This window comes from Clostridium tyrobutyricum DSM 2637 = ATCC 25755 = JCM 11008, from assembly GCF_000359585.1.
Taxonomy (GTDB): domain Bacteria; phylum Bacillota; class Clostridia; order Clostridiales; family Clostridiaceae; genus Clostridium_B; species Clostridium_B tyrobutyricum.
This window is the reverse complement of the sequence record NZ_APMH01000011.1, coordinates 1-16,700: the sequence shown is the minus strand read 5'-3', so window position 1 is coordinate 16,700 and position 16,700 is coordinate 1. Positions and strand designations below refer to the sequence as shown.

15 protein-coding genes and 2 pseudogenes are annotated in these 16,700 nt (G+C 28.5%); 14 read left to right on the top strand and 3 right to left on the bottom strand.

Features of this window, described 5'->3' with window-relative positions; translation table 11 throughout:
* From J418_RS16475 to J418_RS16780, 6 genes and pseudogenes are all read left to right on the top strand, one after another.
* Nucleotides 1–256: pseudogene (locus tag J418_RS16475) on the top strand (type II toxin-antitoxin system RelE family toxin); the annotation flags it as partial.
* Nucleotides 257–1,007: 751 nt separating this feature from the next.
* Nucleotides 1,008–1,211 carry a hypothetical protein gene (locus J418_RS0106780; protein WP_017751973.1) on the top strand — a complete coding sequence of 68 codons (204 nt, stop codon included), beginning with the start codon at nt 1,008–1,010 and terminating at the stop codon, nt 1,209–1,211.
* 61 nt (nt 1,212–1,272) lie between these two features.
* A complete protein-coding gene (locus J418_RS0106775; protein WP_235807026.1) occupies nt 1,273–1,815 on the top strand; it encodes a hypothetical protein in 543 nt (180 codons plus the stop codon).
* A 474-nt stretch (nt 1,816–2,289) separates the two neighbouring features.
* Nucleotides 2,290–3,972: a DUF262 domain-containing protein gene (locus J418_RS0106770; RefSeq protein WP_017751975.1), complete on the top strand. Its 1,683-nt coding sequence runs from the start codon at nt 2,290–2,292 to the stop codon at nt 3,970–3,972.
* Nucleotides 3,973–4,170: 198 nt separating this feature from the next.
* Entirely contained in the window at nt 4,171–4,413 is a 243-nt protein-coding gene (locus tag J418_RS0106765) for a transposase (protein WP_017751976.1), read from the top strand.
* Between the two features lie 20 nt (nt 4,414–4,433).
* A complete protein-coding gene (locus J418_RS16780; protein WP_017751977.1) occupies nt 4,434–4,592 on the top strand; it encodes a hypothetical protein in 159 nt (52 codons plus the stop codon).
* 481 nt (nt 4,593–5,073) lie between these two features.
* On the opposite strand, the gene J418_RS0106755 is transcribed toward J418_RS16780, so the two are convergent.
* The 3 genes and pseudogenes from J418_RS0106755 to J418_RS15530 all read right to left on the bottom strand — a co-directional run bounded on the left by J418_RS0106755 (nt 5,074) and on the right by J418_RS15530 (nt 7,987).
* Nucleotides 5,074–5,796, bottom strand: coding sequence for a YaaW family protein (locus J418_RS0106755; RefSeq protein WP_017895191.1), 723 nt, complete (start codon nt 5,794–5,796; stop codon nt 5,074–5,076).
* Between the two features lie 59 nt (nt 5,797–5,855).
* Nucleotides 5,856–7,526: pseudogene (gene nrdD, locus J418_RS15535) on the bottom strand (anaerobic ribonucleoside-triphosphate reductase).
* Nucleotides 7,508–7,987, bottom strand: coding sequence for a 4Fe-4S single cluster domain-containing protein (locus J418_RS15530; RefSeq protein WP_017895188.1), 480 nt, complete (start codon nt 7,985–7,987; stop codon nt 7,508–7,510). The pseudogene nrdD and the gene J418_RS15530 overlap by 19 nt, the downstream one beginning before the upstream one ends.
* Before the next feature lie 613 nt (nt 7,988–8,600).
* Between J418_RS15530 and J418_RS15525 the strand changes: the two genes are divergently transcribed.
* The 8 genes from J418_RS15525 to xylB all read left to right on the top strand — a co-directional run bounded on the left by J418_RS15525 (nt 8,601) and on the right by xylB (nt 16,672).
* A complete protein-coding gene (locus J418_RS15525) occupies nt 8,601–10,583 on the top strand; it encodes a helix-turn-helix domain-containing protein (protein WP_017895186.1) in 1,983 nt (660 codons plus the stop codon).
* Nucleotides 10,556–10,816, top strand: a complete 261-nt coding sequence (locus tag J418_RS15890; protein WP_017895185.1) for a hypothetical protein — start codon at nt 10,556–10,558, stop codon at nt 10,814–10,816. The genes J418_RS15525 and J418_RS15890 overlap by 28 nt, the downstream gene beginning before the upstream one ends.
* A 275-nt stretch (nt 10,817–11,091) precedes the next feature.
* On the top strand, nt 11,092–11,727 hold the full coding sequence (locus J418_RS0106730; RefSeq protein WP_017895184.1) for a uracil-DNA glycosylase family protein: 636 nt from the start codon (nt 11,092–11,094) through the stop codon (nt 11,725–11,727).
* Between the two features lie 122 nt (nt 11,728–11,849).
* Nucleotides 11,850–12,533, top strand: a complete 684-nt coding sequence (locus tag J418_RS0106725) for a hypothetical protein (protein ID WP_017895183.1) — start codon at nt 11,850–11,852, stop codon at nt 12,531–12,533.
* Between the two features lie 230 nt (nt 12,534–12,763).
* The gene (locus J418_RS0106720) at nt 12,764–13,186 is read left to right on the top strand and encodes a hypothetical protein (RefSeq protein WP_017895182.1); all 423 of its coding nucleotides are present in this window, start codon (nt 12,764–12,766) and stop codon (nt 13,184–13,186) included.
* A gap of 26 nt (nt 13,187–13,212) precedes the next feature.
* On the top strand, nt 13,213–13,572 hold the full coding sequence (locus tag J418_RS15520) for a DUF4351 domain-containing protein (RefSeq protein ID WP_017895181.1): 360 nt from the start codon (nt 13,213–13,215) through the stop codon (nt 13,570–13,572).
* Nucleotides 13,573–13,827: 255 nt separating this feature from the next.
* Complete coding sequence (gene xylA / locus J418_RS0106710) at nt 13,828–15,150, top strand: xylose isomerase (protein WP_017895180.1); 1,323 nt, start codon at nt 13,828–13,830, stop codon at nt 15,148–15,150.
* A 19-nt stretch (nt 15,151–15,169) separates the two neighbouring features.
* On the top strand, nt 15,170–16,672 hold the full coding sequence (xylB, locus tag J418_RS0106705) for a xylulokinase (RefSeq protein ID WP_017895179.1): 1,503 nt from the start codon (nt 15,170–15,172) through the stop codon (nt 16,670–16,672).
* Nucleotides 16,673–16,700: the final 28 nt, after the last annotated feature.

Genomic DNA, 16,700 nt, shown 5'->3' with positions numbered 1-16,700 from the left:
AGTAGGAAAACCACTCAAAGGTAACTTATATGGTTGTAAAGAAAAAAAGTTAAGAAATGAAGGTGTAAGAATAATATTTAGAATAGTAGACAATAGAGTTGATATTCTGCGTATAGTTTATATATTGGTCATACAAAACAGAGAAAGAGACACTGTATTTAAAATAGCTACTAAAAGAAATAACAAATCACGAGATCTGACAGAAAAAAGTTTAAACAGCTGGGAAGAAATTAGCATAGATAAAAATAAAAGGTAATTGCGAATGATTATTAACGCAGTTACCTTTTTTATTGTCCAAAAGAAACTCACCCTGTTCCAAACGATCCCCTATAGCCATCAAGCTAAGAGAGAAAATTAGGAAGATATATGATATACTTTTAAAAAATATATAGAGCAAAGGATATACTACTATGAATAAAAATGTAAGACAATTAAGAGAATGCTTAAAAGAAGCCTTCTCTTTACAAGTCATCAACGAAATTTCTAAGGAAACTAAATTTGTATAACGAGAGAGTGAGCTTGCTGCGGATAAGTTCCTATTTCTATGTACATTTTATGGTGATTCAATTTGCAAAGTATCTCTTTCAAAGTTAGCAGCTGTACTTGCGTCAGAAGATAATATTTTAATATCATCTCAAGCTTTACATGAAAGATTTAATAAATATTCAGTAGAATTTTTAAAGAACTTTTATTATAGCAGAATAGTTTTTTAGCAAAAGGAAGCAAAGTAAAAAATCTGTTTAATAGAATTAATGTTGTAGATTCAACTGGCTTCAAGATATCTGATAATCTTAAGGATATTTACTCTGGAACAAATGTAATATAATTTGTACTTTTTCTTGACATAGCACCAGTATTATCATTAAACAATATTACGGTATATGGTATAATTGATAATATATTGTTTACTATTAAATCCATACTAGGACAGTTTTGTAGAGAGGAAAAGATTTGAAAATTTTAAAGAATATATAGATTTATTTTTACGCTATGGTAGGAAAAATTATTTGGAAAATGATATATTTAAAATCGATTTTGATTCCAGACAGATGCTTTTTATAAAACAGTTTGGCGTTATTGCTTTTAAAGAGGACAAAAATGGATATCAGAATAACCGTGAGAATCTTGCAAAACTTGTAGACTCCAAACTGCAGTTTCAATTGGTTTCATTCAGAATAAAGCTTATTTCATTAACATCAAGCTTAATATAAAGAAGTTGAATTGCACCTACATATGCAAGACAGAGCATTAATGGCCAACTTATGGAGCAATATGGAAGCGAATGCAGGAAATGTTTTGAAAATTTCAGAGAGGAGAATTAGGATGGAGATTTATGAAAGAGAAGTGCTTTCGGTGTCTGCTGGAAAGACCATAGAATTTATAGAAAAGTATAACATACATGCCTTTCCAAATAATAAATACCATAATTATAAAAAGTTTAAGTTTATAACTTTTAGGAGAAATAAAGACCTGTCAAAGGGCTATACAGGTGGTGAAATGGAAAATTTATATAAAGTAGTTGATAGCACACTGATCCTCAATCCATTTATGGATGACTATAATTATATAGTTAGGGACAAGTTCACCTCTTCACACTCTGAGTACATAGATAGATTACTGGGATATATTGATCACAGGTTACATAAAGGTGAGTTTGAGAAAAAAGAGCCCTTTAAGTTCTATGTGCTTTCAGAAACAGAGCGCATAGAACTGTTAGCCAGGCCAGTACCTGCAAAGATAGGTACCCGAGGATCTGTGTATTATAAGTTAAGTGATATTTTGAGCGGTAGAAAAAAGATTGAGAAGGGGTATTAAGTAAAATTTAAATTTAACTTTAAAGATGTAAATGAAATCCAAAAGCAGTATCTCAGATTTTCTTGATTTTTTACAAATTATCAATGATAATATAACCATCTTCAGAATTATAATTTATTTAAGAGATTAATAAGAATGAGTTCGATAAAAGTATTGTAGATTACCACATGTTTTTTTACTTTGAAGCTAAGGATGCTGGCGCACTGTTAAAGTATGCATTAATGAAAAGAAATTTATTATGAATTTCATCAACTTTATTCTATTGGAGAATTAGTTGTGGCACTTGAAGATGAATTTAAATAAATGAGTGCTTAAAAATAAAAATGATTAAAGCGGTATGAAATTTTAAGTTCCACTATAGAATTGAGTATTATTAAGATGTAAATTCAAGTTAAATAACTTTAAAAAATATGCCAGAGCGTAGGAAGTTGTCTATATAATTATCAGCAAGCATAAATGTTGGAGGGATAAATAATGTTAAGCGGAGAGATAAAGTCAGAAAAAGTTGTATTTAAGAAAGTATTTTCACCGGAGTTTTGGTTTGTGGTACCGGAGTATCAAAGATCCTATGTATGGCAAACTGATAATATTTCTGAATTAATGGATGACTTGGAATATGCTTGTGAAAATAAACATAATAATGATTATTTCTTAGGATCATTAGTTTTAAAGGACTTAGAAAATAATGACTATCCTGAATATGAAGTATTAGATGGCCAACAGAGATTAACAACATTTTTTATTATGATGGCTGTATTTAGAGACGCAATTTGTGATCAAGATTATAAGTATACTATTCAGGAGACAATATATCAAAAAGAAAATAAACTGAAAAAGATACCGGCACGTATGCGTATTACATATAAAATTAGAGATAATGTTGAAACATTTATAAAGGATGTTTTAATAGCAAGTAAAGGAACAGATAATAAGGAACTACTTAATGAATATTTAAAATCCAGTAACGTTTCTTTATCAAACATGGCAAATGCTGTAATTATATTGAAAGATTTAGTAGCAAATCTGCTAGATGAGGATAAACTGAAGCTTTTAGAGTTTATATTTAATAGGGCAATTTTTATTTATGTATCTACTGATAATACAGAAGATGCATTTAGAATGTTCTCAATTCTAAATAACAGAGGGATACCACTTACCACTGCTGATATTTTAAAATCAGAAAATATAGGTGAGTTGAAGACGGAGAAAGAAATAAAAAAATATGCAGAACTTTGGGAAGAAATAGAAGGAAAGCAAGGAGAACGATTTGATCGATTTTTGCAGTTTATTAGAACAATTTTGATTAAGGATAAGGCAAGGAGCAATTTGCTGGATGAGTTTCATGAGAAGATTTATGCGGTTATACCTCCAAAGTTGAAAAAAGGTGCAGATACGTTTAATTTAGTTAATAAATACAATGATATATATGAGCAGGTAATCGATTTACAAGATGATACTTTAGAAAATAGATTCAAAAATCTTGTTATCATTATGAAAATTGGGATGCGTTCTGATGACTGGATACCACCATTATTGTATTTTTATAAAAGATTTGGAATTGTTAAAATAAATGAATTCTTAAGCAAATTAGAATATAAATATACGGGTGATTGGGTTTGCGGTATTACTCCAACGTTGAGACTCGATGCAATGAATGAAATTTTAAAAAAGATTGAAAAAGCAGATAGTGCAAGTGAAGTTGTTGCAGATAGCGCATTATATAAAATCAATATAGATAACTTTAGGGCTAATCTGAATGGAGATATTTTTAAAAAACAGTATGCTAAATTTTTACTGCTAAAAGTGGAATATTTGTTAAGTGATAATGCAGTAATGGTTTCTAACTATCACAATATTAGTGTAGAACATGTCTTACCACAGAATCCAAAAGATGGGAGCCAATGGAAAAAAGATTTTAACGAGCAAAATCGTGAATTTTGGACACATAAGATATCTAACTTGGTATTATTAAGCAAAAAGAAAAATAGTGCATTAGGTAATTTGGACTTTATAGACAAGAAAGAAAAGTATTTAAATAAGAGAATTGATATTTTCAAGGCGAATAAAGTGTTTATGGATAGGCAGAATGTTTGGCTTCCAGATACTTTGGATGCAAGACAAAAACGAATTGTTAATCTACTAATTAGTAATACATGATATGTGCTCAAATTCTATCAGATAATAATGTAAATAACGGTTACTTGTTTTGTTAGTTGGTGCATTTTAATTTTTTGAGCGGGAACGTACCTAGATTTGTGTAAATCAAATCCAGGTACGTTGTTTCTATATAGCCCCTTAATAGAATTGGAGAAAAAGTGTTTAAGATGTAGAATAAGAATAAGGGGTCGAATTGATATGAAAAGATCTAAATATGATGATAACTTTAAAGAAGAAATTTTAAATGAATGCAGAGAAGTTGGAAATGCTTCTATAGTTGCAAGACGTCATGATATCTCAAGAGATACTGTGTATGGATGGATAAAGGCCAGTAAGAAGAGAGGATCAGTAAATCTACTACCTAGAAACAGAGAGCAGTACCACTGTGGTATAAAATATTTAAATATAATGAAAAAAATAATAAAAATTTCAAACATATAAGACATGGAATAAAAGAACTTATGGCTTCATATAATTATGAAGTTGTACCGCTGGCAGACAGGGGCTTTAAGAGTATTGTCTTATTTAGGTTCATAGATAAGATAGGATGGAAATATTATATAAGATGTATCAGTCATACTGGTAAAAATAGAAGGAAAAGAAAAAATAAAATATCTTAGAGACATAAAGAATTTAAAGAAAGGTGTAAAAAAATTTAATGGGGTTTTACTAAGTGCAAATGAATTGAAATTACCAGAGGGAATGAGTATAGATTTGTGTAAAAACCAAATCTATACTCATTATTTTTGTATAACTAAATGGTATATTTGGAATAATATTCTTAATGTAAACGTCAAATAAGAAAGTGGATAGAAAGTATTTAAAAAGTGTGAGATAATTTTTTAAAACTTATTTTAGATGGATATACAAAAAACAACTCAAGATTACTTGAATTTTTATTCAAAAATCTACATGGTGTTCAGTTTGAAGTACACCCCCGAATTCTTGGAAGAATATTTACTATGGGATCCATGGGTACAATTTTCATGCAAAACAGACAAATAACAAGCTATGATCATTTTAACGAATGTCCATAGCTTGTTTATTTTTTAGAATCTACACTGGATGATTTACTGTTTTAGTAAAATTAAGAATTATCTCTTATTGAGCTTTATTCTTCAATCTCATATATGCTACCTGTACAACAGAAGGAATTGTTACTCTATAGGCTGGTCCGCCGATATCAATTAGGGTCCATGCACCTGTAATTATCCATCCAATGGGTCCCGCAAAAATCGATATTGCACGTGTTAAAGTAGCATTTGCTGTAAAAGATAGTCCTCTTTTTAGAAGTTGTTTTGCAACTGCATTAGCCACAATTACAGCAATCTCATATGATTGAAATCCTCCTATTTTTATAGCAAATTGCAGTGCAGCAAGTAATGCTTCTTTTGAATAGTTCGTTGTTTTTAATTTTAATTCTTTTATTATATCTTTTATCTGTTGTGAATCCATATTTTCAATGGAGTCCGTTAGTATTTTCATAATTAAGTTCATTTCTATTATTTCCGTAGAACTGTTTTTATTATAATTTACTTTTAATTTATTACATACATCCATTAATAGTTCTTTATATAATACACCCTTACCTCCACGGAATAATGTTGCAAAAGTATTGGCACCAAAACATTGCAATTCAGCAGCTATTAATTGCCAATACATTTTATGATTAGGACTGTATAACTTATACTCGTCAGTATAAGTTAATTCTTCTGTTAATCTAGGATTACCATCTTTATCTTTAATTAAATAAGTAACAAGTAAATCTAAGTCTTCATTTGAACAATATTTTAAAAATTCTAAATCTGTATCATATCTATACATGATATTTTTTCTCCTCCGTTGTTTTACAAATTATTCAATTTAAAAAGTCAAAATTTAATCTATAATTTATCAAAAGTACTTATTGAAGTCCTATTATCTAATTCATGCATCTTACCATAAGAAAAATTATTAATATTTGAAAGATATCCTGAAACTCTCCTTAGTCTTAGAATATTAGTACTGTTACATTTTTTACATTTATCATTAATTAATCCTCTATATCCACAATCATTGCATATATCTAGCGGAAAATTTATACCTATGTAATTACAATCATTTTTAATTGCATAGTCTAATAATTCTTTAACACCCAAACTATTATTAATTGGAGCCTCTTTAAATTCAACATAAGAAATTGAACCTCCATTACAGTATTTGTGAAATAAACCTTCATAACTTATTTTTTCAAAACAATTAACTTTAACTTCAACAGGAATGTGAAAAGAATTAGTATAATATCCCTTTGTGTTGATATTTTCCATTTTACCAAATTTTTTTAAATCATTTTTTGGAAACATGCCGGAAACATTTTCTGAAGAAGTACCTATTAAAGAAAAATTCAATTTTTCTTTTCCTTTTAAATAATTTGTATAAGTGCTCATAAATTTTATTATTTTTTCAGCTATTTATATATTATCTTTAATAAACTCCTTTGATTTTGCTTTTTTATTAAGTATAATTTCTAAAGCTTCCCATAATCCAACAAAGCCTATGGATAATGTGCCATTTTTAAATATGTCATAGAGATTTCTTTTTTCTGTATTTAGATATAACTTGTTTTCAATTAGAAATTTAAATGTATTTGTTGGTAGGTTACATAAGCCATAAAATCTATGTTCAAGAAGTTTAGCCGAATTATACATCACTTTCTTAAGTCTATATAAAAAGTTTTCAATATTAGTACTTAGCATAGCTATCTGTGGTAAATTTATTGTTATGCATGAGATATTTCCTCTTCTTATAGAACCCTTTTCGCCAAATATATTATCTATTACCAGTGTTCTACATCCCATTATTCCTAGTTTTAAAGGATCTATATTTTTATTAATTATCGAATCACAATTTAAATATGTGGGATTCATACATTTTGAAGTGACTTTAGTAGCTTTTAGATATAAATCATAATTATAATCATTACTTTTTAAATTAAATCCATTTTTAATTTTGAAAACAATATTAGGAAATATAAATGGTTTTCCATAAAAATCACCTTTTAAATATTCATTTAAAAGATTTTCAATCAATCTCCTTCCATTTTTAGAAGTATCTAACCCTATATTTAATGTAACATAAGCCATTTCGCATCCTTTGCGTACTTCTAAATTTATATCATTTAAAAAATTTTTTAAAGAATATGAAATTTGTTCATCAGTTTCAGTAGTTATATAAGTACTTAAATCAATATCAAAATTAATTATACCAATACCTCCAGATTGTTGATTTGTTAATTTTACAATAAATCTCAACAATATTCTAAGTGACTCATCAAAACTTTGATGACTGTTATTTAAATTTTGATGAGGTATGTCATTAAATTTTATACCAATACAATTATAAGTCAAATTGTAATATTCAAGATCGTGTATCCATAAAATCCTATTTTCATGCATTTTTGAAAATTTTTCTGGAATAACATTATGTAATAAATATTGTTTGTATTTTTGTGATCCATATTTTTCAATAATACCTATTGGATTATCTATAAAATTTGCTAAATCTCTCTCATGCATATTTTTCCTCCTCCTTTAATGACTTTATAAAAATTTTGATTTTTAGATCCTATAAATGGCAAAGTACTATCTTTTAATTTTTCTATAAAAGGTCCTGTTTTTAAATATGTAAGATATTTTAATATATCTTGAGGAACTTTATCTAATTCATATCCTGTATATAAACATATATCATAATTATGTTTATATATTAATTTTATAAATTCTATTAAATTAGAATACTGATCTAAAGGTTCACCGCCACTTAAAGTAAGTTTTTTATTGATACATTTTTTATTGATAAATAAAAAAAGGTTTTTAATGGTATAATTTTTAGATTGTTCAGTATTCCATATGGATTCATTATGACAATACTTGCAATTTATACTGCATCCCTGAAAAAATAACACTGTTCTTATTCCAGGTCCATCATTAACACTTGTTTCAATTATCCCTGCAACTTTTAGTAAATTATTATTCATTAAAACACCTCTTGTTTTAAATTATTCCTAAATATAGCTAAATAACTTTAACAATTTCAATCAATGGTTTTATAACTTTTATATGTTAGCTACAACTTATTATTTAATAATTACTATTTTATTAATTATCGAAATTGCAAAACCATACTTTAGTAATACTTCTAATTTTTATATAAATTTAAATTATATACATCTGCTTCTTATAATTCTCTAGTAAATAAGTGTTTTAGCTTTTTTCCATGTAAATTATTTAATGAGGATAATAATTGGTATACAAACCAATAAAATAAGTAGACAACTTGTAGATAATGTAAAGTATTTTAAATGTTATAGTATAAGTTACAGTGTAATAATAAAAGCTCTTTCTACTGGAACTAATATTGGTATGAAGGAGATTAAAGATACTTTGAATAATTATATAAGTATTAAGTGTTAAGTATTAAGTGTTTTTATAAAAAATAAAATATTTTAGTAAATAAGGAAATAAAGTAAAAGAATACACTACTAAAATAATTTAAATATGCATATTCGCATAAAATAAATTGAAACCAAATAAAAAATGTAATATTATTACAAATATAGTGACAATATTATGTAAATAGGAGAAAAAAATATGTTTGATTTAAAAGACTTTAGAAAAAATAAACTGAAAATGACTCAAACGGATTTTGCACGACTTATTGGAATAAGGCAAGATAGCGTTTCAAGATTAGAACAGTCTAGTGAGCAGATTTCTTTAGATATTCTTGTTAAAATTGCTAAAGCTACTGGAACAACTCTTGATGAATTGGTAAATTATAAACGTATAAATCCAAGACCTTTGCAGTTAGAAGATACTTGGAAAAATGCAAACTTTACAAAATGTTCAATTGTAGATTATATTGATGACAAGTTAAAAAAGTACAAGGAATATTGGAAGAATAATTATTATAAATATATTTCTGAACTAAGAGAAAATATAGAAAAAATAATATCAAAACCCAAGATAGCGATTGTTGGACAGTCTGATACTGGAAAAAGTAGATTAATCAATTCAATTATTGGTTCTGAAAATATGCCTACATCATGGACTCCAACAACATCGATAATAATTTATATTAAACATATTAATGATAGACCAAGTTATATTGAGGAAGATGTATGGGTTTTTAGGGAGTCAGTCGATAATGTTGTTGGATGGGATGATAAAAAACTGAGTGATGAAGAATATTGTAGAAAATGGAAACTTTCAAGTGGTGGCGCTGATATTTTAAAAAATTATGGAACAAGACAAGGAGACATGTACGCAGAAGGTGAGGCAGGTTCTGCAGTAATTTTTGTAGAAAGTGATATTTTAAAAAATTGTGATTTAATTGATTTACCTGGTTTTGGAACAGGAGATCGTGTTGAAGATGACACTATGACAATTAAAGCAAAAAAATTTGCTGATGTTTTGATCTATATGTCACATGCCGGACAGTTTTTGCGAGGAGAAGAAATTGAGTATTTGAAAGAAACAATTAATTCCTTAAACATAATAGAAAATAGAAACCATAATTCTCTTAAGCCTTTATCGAACTTATTTATTGTTGCCTCACATGCTCACACAGTTGATGGAGGTAATGTAAATTCATTGAATAACATTCTTGATAGTGGTTGTAATAGATTTTTCAAAACATTACCTAAAGGATATTTTATGTATAGATCTAATATTTCAGGATATACATATGACTTTGATGTAGTTAGAGATCGCTTTTTTACTTATACTACAGATATCGAAAATCTTAGAAAACCATTTGAAAGTGAATTAAAATCTTTAGTGGAAATATTACCTGAAATTATAAATAATAAAGCTAAGACATTTATAAGTGATTACATTAAATCTACTGGAATAAATATGGATAAAGAAATAAAAGAATATACAAATATAATAAATGAAAGAAATAAATACGATAAAATTTTAAAAGAAATTGAAAGCAATGAATTGGAAAGGAAAAAGTACAATCATGAACGAAGAAAGAACTTAATATTTAATATAAAAATCATGAAAGAAGTATCTGTTTCTCGTTTTATAGATTTCTACAATAAAACTATTGATGTAGATAAGATAATTGAAATAATTGACGAAAGAGAATTTAAAAAGAAAAAAGAAGATATCCAGTTATTAGGCAGCTATATTAATTCTACGCTTCAAGGTGGAATGCAAGAAATATTAAAAGATGAATCAGAAAAATTGAAAGAAGAAATTGATAAATATGTTTCGGATTTTGAAGAAAGTATAAAAGCAGATAAATTTTCTATAGAATTCCCCAATATAGATTTCTCATTCAATGCTACACGTGCATTTGCATCTGGATTAGCTGGATTAGCTACTCTTGGCGGTTTAGCTTTGTGGGCATCAACACTTGGAAACTTAGGAGCGTATATTCTTGTTGCCAAAGGCGTGAGTTTATTGTCAGCATTAGGAATTTCTGTTGGTGGTACAGCGGCAGGCATATCGATGGTAGCTGCAATAGGAGGTCCGGCAATTCTTGGTATAGCACTAGCTGTAATTTCAGCTATTTCGATTTTTGCGGTATTATCTGGTGGATGGAAAAAAGTATATCAAAAAAAATAGTCAATACTTATAATTCAAAAAAAGTATTAGAAAAATTTAAAGAAAGTATAGAAAAATTTTACTTGGATACTGAAGATGCATTTAATGCCGCTGCAGATTCTTTAGAAAATGAGTGGAAAGAGTATGTAAGTAATTTGAAAGAGTTAGTATTAAATTGTAATATTAACGAAATTCAAAGTAGAATAAGTAAGGCTAAAGAATTCAAAAATTTTATTCAAGGCATTACATTATAAGAAAGTGGTTTGAATATATAAAATCAGGGATGCTATAATATTATTAAGTAGAAAACTTATATTTTAAAATATGAAGAAAGATTGCTTCAATTTATTCATGTATTATGATTTTTTTAAAATATAAAAAGATGATAAAAATTATTCAAGCAAACATATTTAAATTTTGTTAAAAATATATTATGGAAAAATATAGATAATAGGTTAAAGAGACAGTAAAATAAATATGGATAAATTCTATATAACCTTATTTATATAGAAAGTGAGGATATGTTTATATGACTAAGAAGTATATAAGTGAATTTAAAAGGTATTTAAAAACAGAAAAATATCTAGTAGAAGATATAGGATGCACAAACCCTGGCATATTATTTATATTAGAATCTCCACACAATGATGAAATTAATGAAAGATATCCAGCAGCAGGAAAAAGTGGTAAAGCTATGACTGAATTTATTAGTATATCAAATAGCAATGAAAGTTTAGGAAAAATAATAAGTAATAAAAATAATCAATTTCTAGAAATGGGTATAATGAATGTATGTCAAGTTCCATTACAATGTGTTAATGATTTAGATAAATCTTATGAAAAACTTGTTAATAAATTAAATCCTATAATTAGAAAAGGTTATAAATATTTTGAAAAACATAAAAAGAATCAACAATTTAACTGTATAGAAAAAATTATATTAAAAAATTTTATTGATAGATTGAAAAAAGTGAATTTAGATAATACATTGGTTGTGGTATGTGGAAAATTTGCAGAAACTTATTTCAAAAAATATTTAGACGGAAGTAAAATGCCATATAGTAATTTAATATATGTTCCGCATCCATCATATAATCAATGGGGAACAAATTTTAATTCCCTATTAGAGCTTAAAAAAGAGCTTAAAACAAGGTTTGAAATATAGTTATAAACAGACATTTAGTAAATTTTTATATGAGCAAAATGTGTGTAGAAGCCATTACTTAATGAAGTAATTGGCAATCATGATTAATGTGTTAAAATGTAAAAATATTTTGGATAGTTATTATGGCTTTGCACTGGAATTCTATTTTGCTTTGGATGATATTCAATGCAAATAAAGAATTAAATAATCCATCAAAGGTTCCATATATAGGATCACCAATGAAGTTGTTTGATGATATGGAAAACTTTATGGCAGTTAGAAAAATTGAGTCTGAAAAACAGGAGATATGGTATCCACTTAATGAAACTATAATTCAAAGATTGAATGACCCTGAATATCAAGCTGTAATAAGAGTTAGAATTGGAAAATCCTATTTTCCACATGGCTTATCTAATTGGAGAGAGTGTCCTAATTGCTGGGAATTATTTATATACTTGAGTCATGAATGGAATATATATTCAAAATCACTTTTTCAACCACAGCTTATACCAAAATTGTCTTTCAATTTCAAGGTTAAATCCAGTGCAGAAGAAAAATCAAGTCAAAATAATCAGGCAGATTTTATACAGTGCCCGTTCTGTGGAAAAATGGTTAGTTTAATAAATACACCTATAGTTATGCAAAGTAATTTCAAAGGAAATTATCCTCCATCAATTGAAAATATCCAGTGTGATATGAGAATATCTCTAGAAAATGCAGAACATATAATTTTTATGAGATATACACTTGCTAAAGATGATGTTATATACAGAACAATGTTTGCAGCTAAAATTAATAGAGAAAATCATTTTTGCTCTCATAAATAATTCCAAAAAAATAACAGATAGGCTTCCTAAAACTCTATCTGTTATTTAAACAATATACGATTTTATCAATCAGATTAATTCGTAATCCACTCTCTTATTACTAATAGTATAGCATAAAGATTATACAGTTAAAATTTAATGGTCAGCAGTGTAAATCAGTATTAAAAAATTTTGGTAATCATTGCAGATAATATTATATTTTTAAATTTATCAGAAATCAGGTGTGATTTATGAGTAATATTTTGAATGAAATAGAATATGGTAGTTATGTTAATGGGAAAGTTGTAGAAATGACAAATTATCTAAATGATATTGTACGTGGTTTTGCTGATGTGGTTATAGTTAAAAGATCAGACGGTGGAATTATAGTTGTTCCAATTAAATCTTATATATATTCTCTAGGATTGGAGACATCACGAAAATTAAATCAAAAAATTAAAGCACCCAGTATTGAAAAAAACATATTTACCTACTGGAGCCATAGAGACTATATTACCTTGGATATCAGACCATACTTGATAGCTAATTCCAAGGATGTCGATGAAAGACAAAATTGCAGATTTTATGGTTCATCTGAATTAAAAAGTAAATCCATCAGTGAAAAAATAGTTGGAAATTATGGAAAATTAAAAGATAAGGTTATGCTGTTATAATAAGGGTTTAATTAGGAGCACTAAAGATGTGGTTAAAGAGCATAATGAAGCCAAGATTAGATGCAGAATCTAAAATAAAGGTAGAAGAAATATTAGAAAAATACAGTCAAGGGGAGGTGGATATTATGGTATCCAATTTAGGTAAAAGCATAGACAATATAATAAGAGAAGGCAGAAAAGCAGGTATAAAAGCAGGTATAAAAGAAGGTATAAAAGCAGGTAAATCAGAATTGATTATTAAAATCCTTGCTAAGAAATTTATCAAATTGCCTGATAGTTATGTTGACAGGATAACTGATTTATCAGATGAGACTTTGGATCAAATTGCTGTGGATATATTAGATATGGAAAAAGTAGAAGAACTGGAGAGATATTTTAAAGATTGAATTTAGAGAAAGTTATAATATTTGAAATAAGTATAATCAAAAATAGAAAATGAGACTGGATTTGTGTAAAAAACCAAATCCAGTTGATTAGTAATTAATAACGGTCATTTAATAGAGTGGTCGTTATTTTTATATACACTATATAGTTAATCCCTTACAAGTCATCTTTATTAAAATAACTTTATAAAGCTACTTGAAAAAGTTTTTTTAAAATGCTATACTGAATTCATAAAGAAAAAATATGAGGTGATAATAATGAAAGAGTACTTTAAAAATGTATCCAAAATAAGTTATGAAGGACCTGAATCTAAAAATCCATATTCATTCAAATATTATAATCCTGACGAGATAATTGGAAATAAATCAATGAGAGAACATTTAAGATTTGCAATGTCATATTGGCACACATTGACTGCAGATGGAACTGATCAATTTGGAATTGGAACTATGATTCGTTCTTGGAACAATGAAAACGATAAAATGGATTTGGCGAAGGCTAGAATGGAAGCGGCTTTCGAATTTATGGACAAACTTGATTTAGATTATTTTTGCTTTCACGATAGGGATATAGCTCCAGAAGGAAAAGATCTCACAGAAACTGATAGCAATCTTGATGAAATCGTAACCATATGCAAGGATTTAATGAAAAAGAACAATAAAAAATTATTATGGGGTACAGCTAATTTATTTTCTAATCCAAGATTTGTACATGGCGCCGGCACTACATGTAATGTAGATGTTTTTGCCTATGCTGCAGGACAACTTAAGAAAGCAATTGACATTACAAAAGAGCTTGGTGGAGAAAACTATGTATTCTGGGGTGGCAGAGAAGGTTATGAAACATTATTGAATACTGATATGGAGTTTGAACTTGACAATTTTGCAAGATTACTTCATATGGCAGTTGATTATGCCAAAGAGATAGGATTTAAGGGACAGTTCTTGATAGAACCAAAACCTAAGGAACCTACAAAGCATCAATATGATTTTGATGTTGCAGCGGTTTTGGCATTTTTAAGAAAATATGAATTAGACAAGTATTTTAAGATAAATATCGAAGCCAATCATGCTACACTGGCAGGACATACTTTCCAGCATGAGATACAAACAGCAAGAATCAATAATGCACTGGGAAGTTTGGATGCAAATCAGGGTGATCCAAATCTTGGATGGGATACCGACCAATTTCCAACTAATATATATGATACCACACTTGCAATGTATGAAGTTCTTAAAAATGGAGGCATAGCACCTGGTGGTTTGAATTTTGACGCCAAGGTTAGGAGAGCTTCTTTTGAACCAGAGGATTTGTTCCTCGCATATATAGCTGGAATGGATACTTTCGCCAAAGGACTTAGAGTAGCATATAAACTTCTTGAAGACGGTCCTATAGAAAACTTTATTAAAGAGAAGTACTCAAGTTTCAATAGTAAAATTGGAAAAGATATTATAGAAGGAAAAATAGGATTTAATGAACTTGAAAAATATGCTCTTGAAAATACAAGTATAGAAAATAAATCAGGAAGACAGGAAATGCTTGAGTCCATAGTAAATCAATATATACTTGAAGACAAATAATGTGAAGGAGGAGTCAAATATGAATTTCATGGGAATAGATCTTGGAACCTCTTCTGTAAAGCTTATCATAATGAACGAAAAAGGTAATATTCTGGAAAGTGTATCAAAAAATTATGATATAAGCTATCCTGAACCGGGATGGGCGGAACAAAATCCGGAGCATTGGTGGAACAGTACTAAATTAGGAATCAAGGAGCTGATAGATAAACACAATATTATACCTGAAAGTATTTCAGGTATAAGCTTCAGTGGACAGATGCATGGTCTTGTGATTCTTGACAAAAATAATGAAGTACTTATGCCGGCAATATTATGGTGTGACCAGAGGACACAAAAACAATGTGATTATTTAAATATGAAATTTGGACAGGACAAGCTTTCTGAATATACTGGAAATATGGCACTAACTGGTTTTACCCTTCCAAAAGTCTTGTGGGTTAAAGAAAATAAGCCTGATATATATTCTAAAATAGCACACATTATGCTTCCAAAGGATTATATAAGTTTCAAACTTACAGGAATATTTGCAACAGATGTGACTGATGCATCTGGAACAGTTATGTTTGACGTTAAGAATAGAAAATGGTCTGGAGAAATGATAGATCTTCTGGAACTTGATGAGAAAGTTTTACCAGAAGTTTACGAATCATATGAAGTAATAGGTACTGTTTCAAAAGAAGTTTCAATGGAAATAGGGCTTTCTACCAAAACCAATGTAATAGCTGGTGCTGGAGATCAGGCTGCTGGTGCTGTAGGTACCGGGACGGTTGATTCAGGAATCCTGTCTGTAGCTCTTGGAACTTCTGGAGTAGTTTTTGCATCAAGTGAAAAATTTAATGTAGATAAAAAGAACAGACTTCATTCATTCTGTCATGCTAATGGAAGATGGCATCAAATGGGGGTTATACTTTCAGCAGCTGCATCTCTCAAATGGTGGATAGAAAACGTTAACATAGATGTACATGGGGATGCCTTTGAAAAACTCCTGAAGGAAGCGGAAGATTCTCACGTTGGAAGTAATAGGTTGTTGTTTTTACCATATTTGATAGGTGAGAGAACTCCATATAATGATCCATATGCAAAAGGGAGTTTTATAGGACTTAATATAACGCATAATAGGGGAGACATGACAAGATCTATTTTGGAAGGAGTGTGTTTTGCACTTAGAGATTCACTGGAAATACTTAAAAGTATGAATGTAGACATGAAAGAGGTAAGAATCAGCGGCGGTGGTTCAAAAAGCAGACTTTGGAGACAAATAGTTGCAGATGTATTCAACTTGAATGTAAATCTTGTTAATTCCATGGAAGGTCCGGCATATGGTGCTGCAATACTTGCTTCTGTGGGATGCAAACTTTTTAATTCTGTAGATGAAGCCTGTGCCTCTCTTATAAAATCAGTAGAAATATTGAAACCCAAAATAGAAAATGTACAAAAATATAACAGATTATATAAAGTGTATTCATCCTTGTACTACTGTTTGAAAGATAAGTTCAAAGAAATAGATGATTTATTAATGTAGACCAGCTAGTAAAAGTCAATAGAAATTA

Coding starts and splice junctions, on each gene's coding strand:
- J418_RS0106775 (WP_235807026.1), top strand. CDS start 1,273: ATGGAAGCGAATGCAGGAAATGTTTTGAAAATTTCAGAGAGGAGAATT.
- J418_RS0106770 (WP_017751975.1), top strand. CDS start 2,290: ATGTTAAGCGGAGAGATAAAGTCAGAAAAAGTTGTATTTAAGAAAGTA.
- J418_RS0106765 (WP_017751976.1), top strand. CDS start 4,171: ATGAAAAGATCTAAATATGATGATAACTTTAAAGAAGAAATTTTAAAT.
- J418_RS16780 (WP_017751977.1), top strand. CDS start 4,434: ATGGCTTCATATAATTATGAAGTTGTACCGCTGGCAGACAGGGGCTTT.
- J418_RS0106755 (WP_017895191.1), bottom strand. CDS start 5,796: ATGTATAGATATGATACAGATTTAGAATTTTTAAAATATTGTTCAAAT.
- J418_RS15530 (WP_017895188.1), bottom strand. CDS start 7,987: ATGAATAATAATTTACTAAAAGTTGCAGGGATAATTGAAACAAGTGTT.
- J418_RS15525 (WP_017895186.1), top strand. CDS start 8,601: ATGTTTGATTTAAAAGACTTTAGAAAAAATAAACTGAAAATGACTCAA.
- J418_RS15890 (WP_017895185.1), top strand. CDS start 10,556: ATGGAAAAAAGTATATCAAAAAAAATAGTCAATACTTATAATTCAAAA.
- J418_RS0106730 (WP_017895184.1), top strand. CDS start 11,092: ATGACTAAGAAGTATATAAGTGAATTTAAAAGGTATTTAAAAACAGAA.
- J418_RS0106725 (WP_017895183.1), top strand. CDS start 11,850: ATGGCTTTGCACTGGAATTCTATTTTGCTTTGGATGATATTCAATGCA.
- J418_RS0106720 (WP_017895182.1), top strand. CDS start 12,764: ATGAGTAATATTTTGAATGAAATAGAATATGGTAGTTATGTTAATGGG.
- J418_RS15520 (WP_017895181.1), top strand. CDS start 13,213: ATGTGGTTAAAGAGCATAATGAAGCCAAGATTAGATGCAGAATCTAAA.
- xylA (WP_017895180.1), top strand. CDS start 13,828: ATGAAAGAGTACTTTAAAAATGTATCCAAAATAAGTTATGAAGGACCT.
- xylB (WP_017895179.1), top strand. CDS start 15,170: ATGAATTTCATGGGAATAGATCTTGGAACCTCTTCTGTAAAGCTTATC.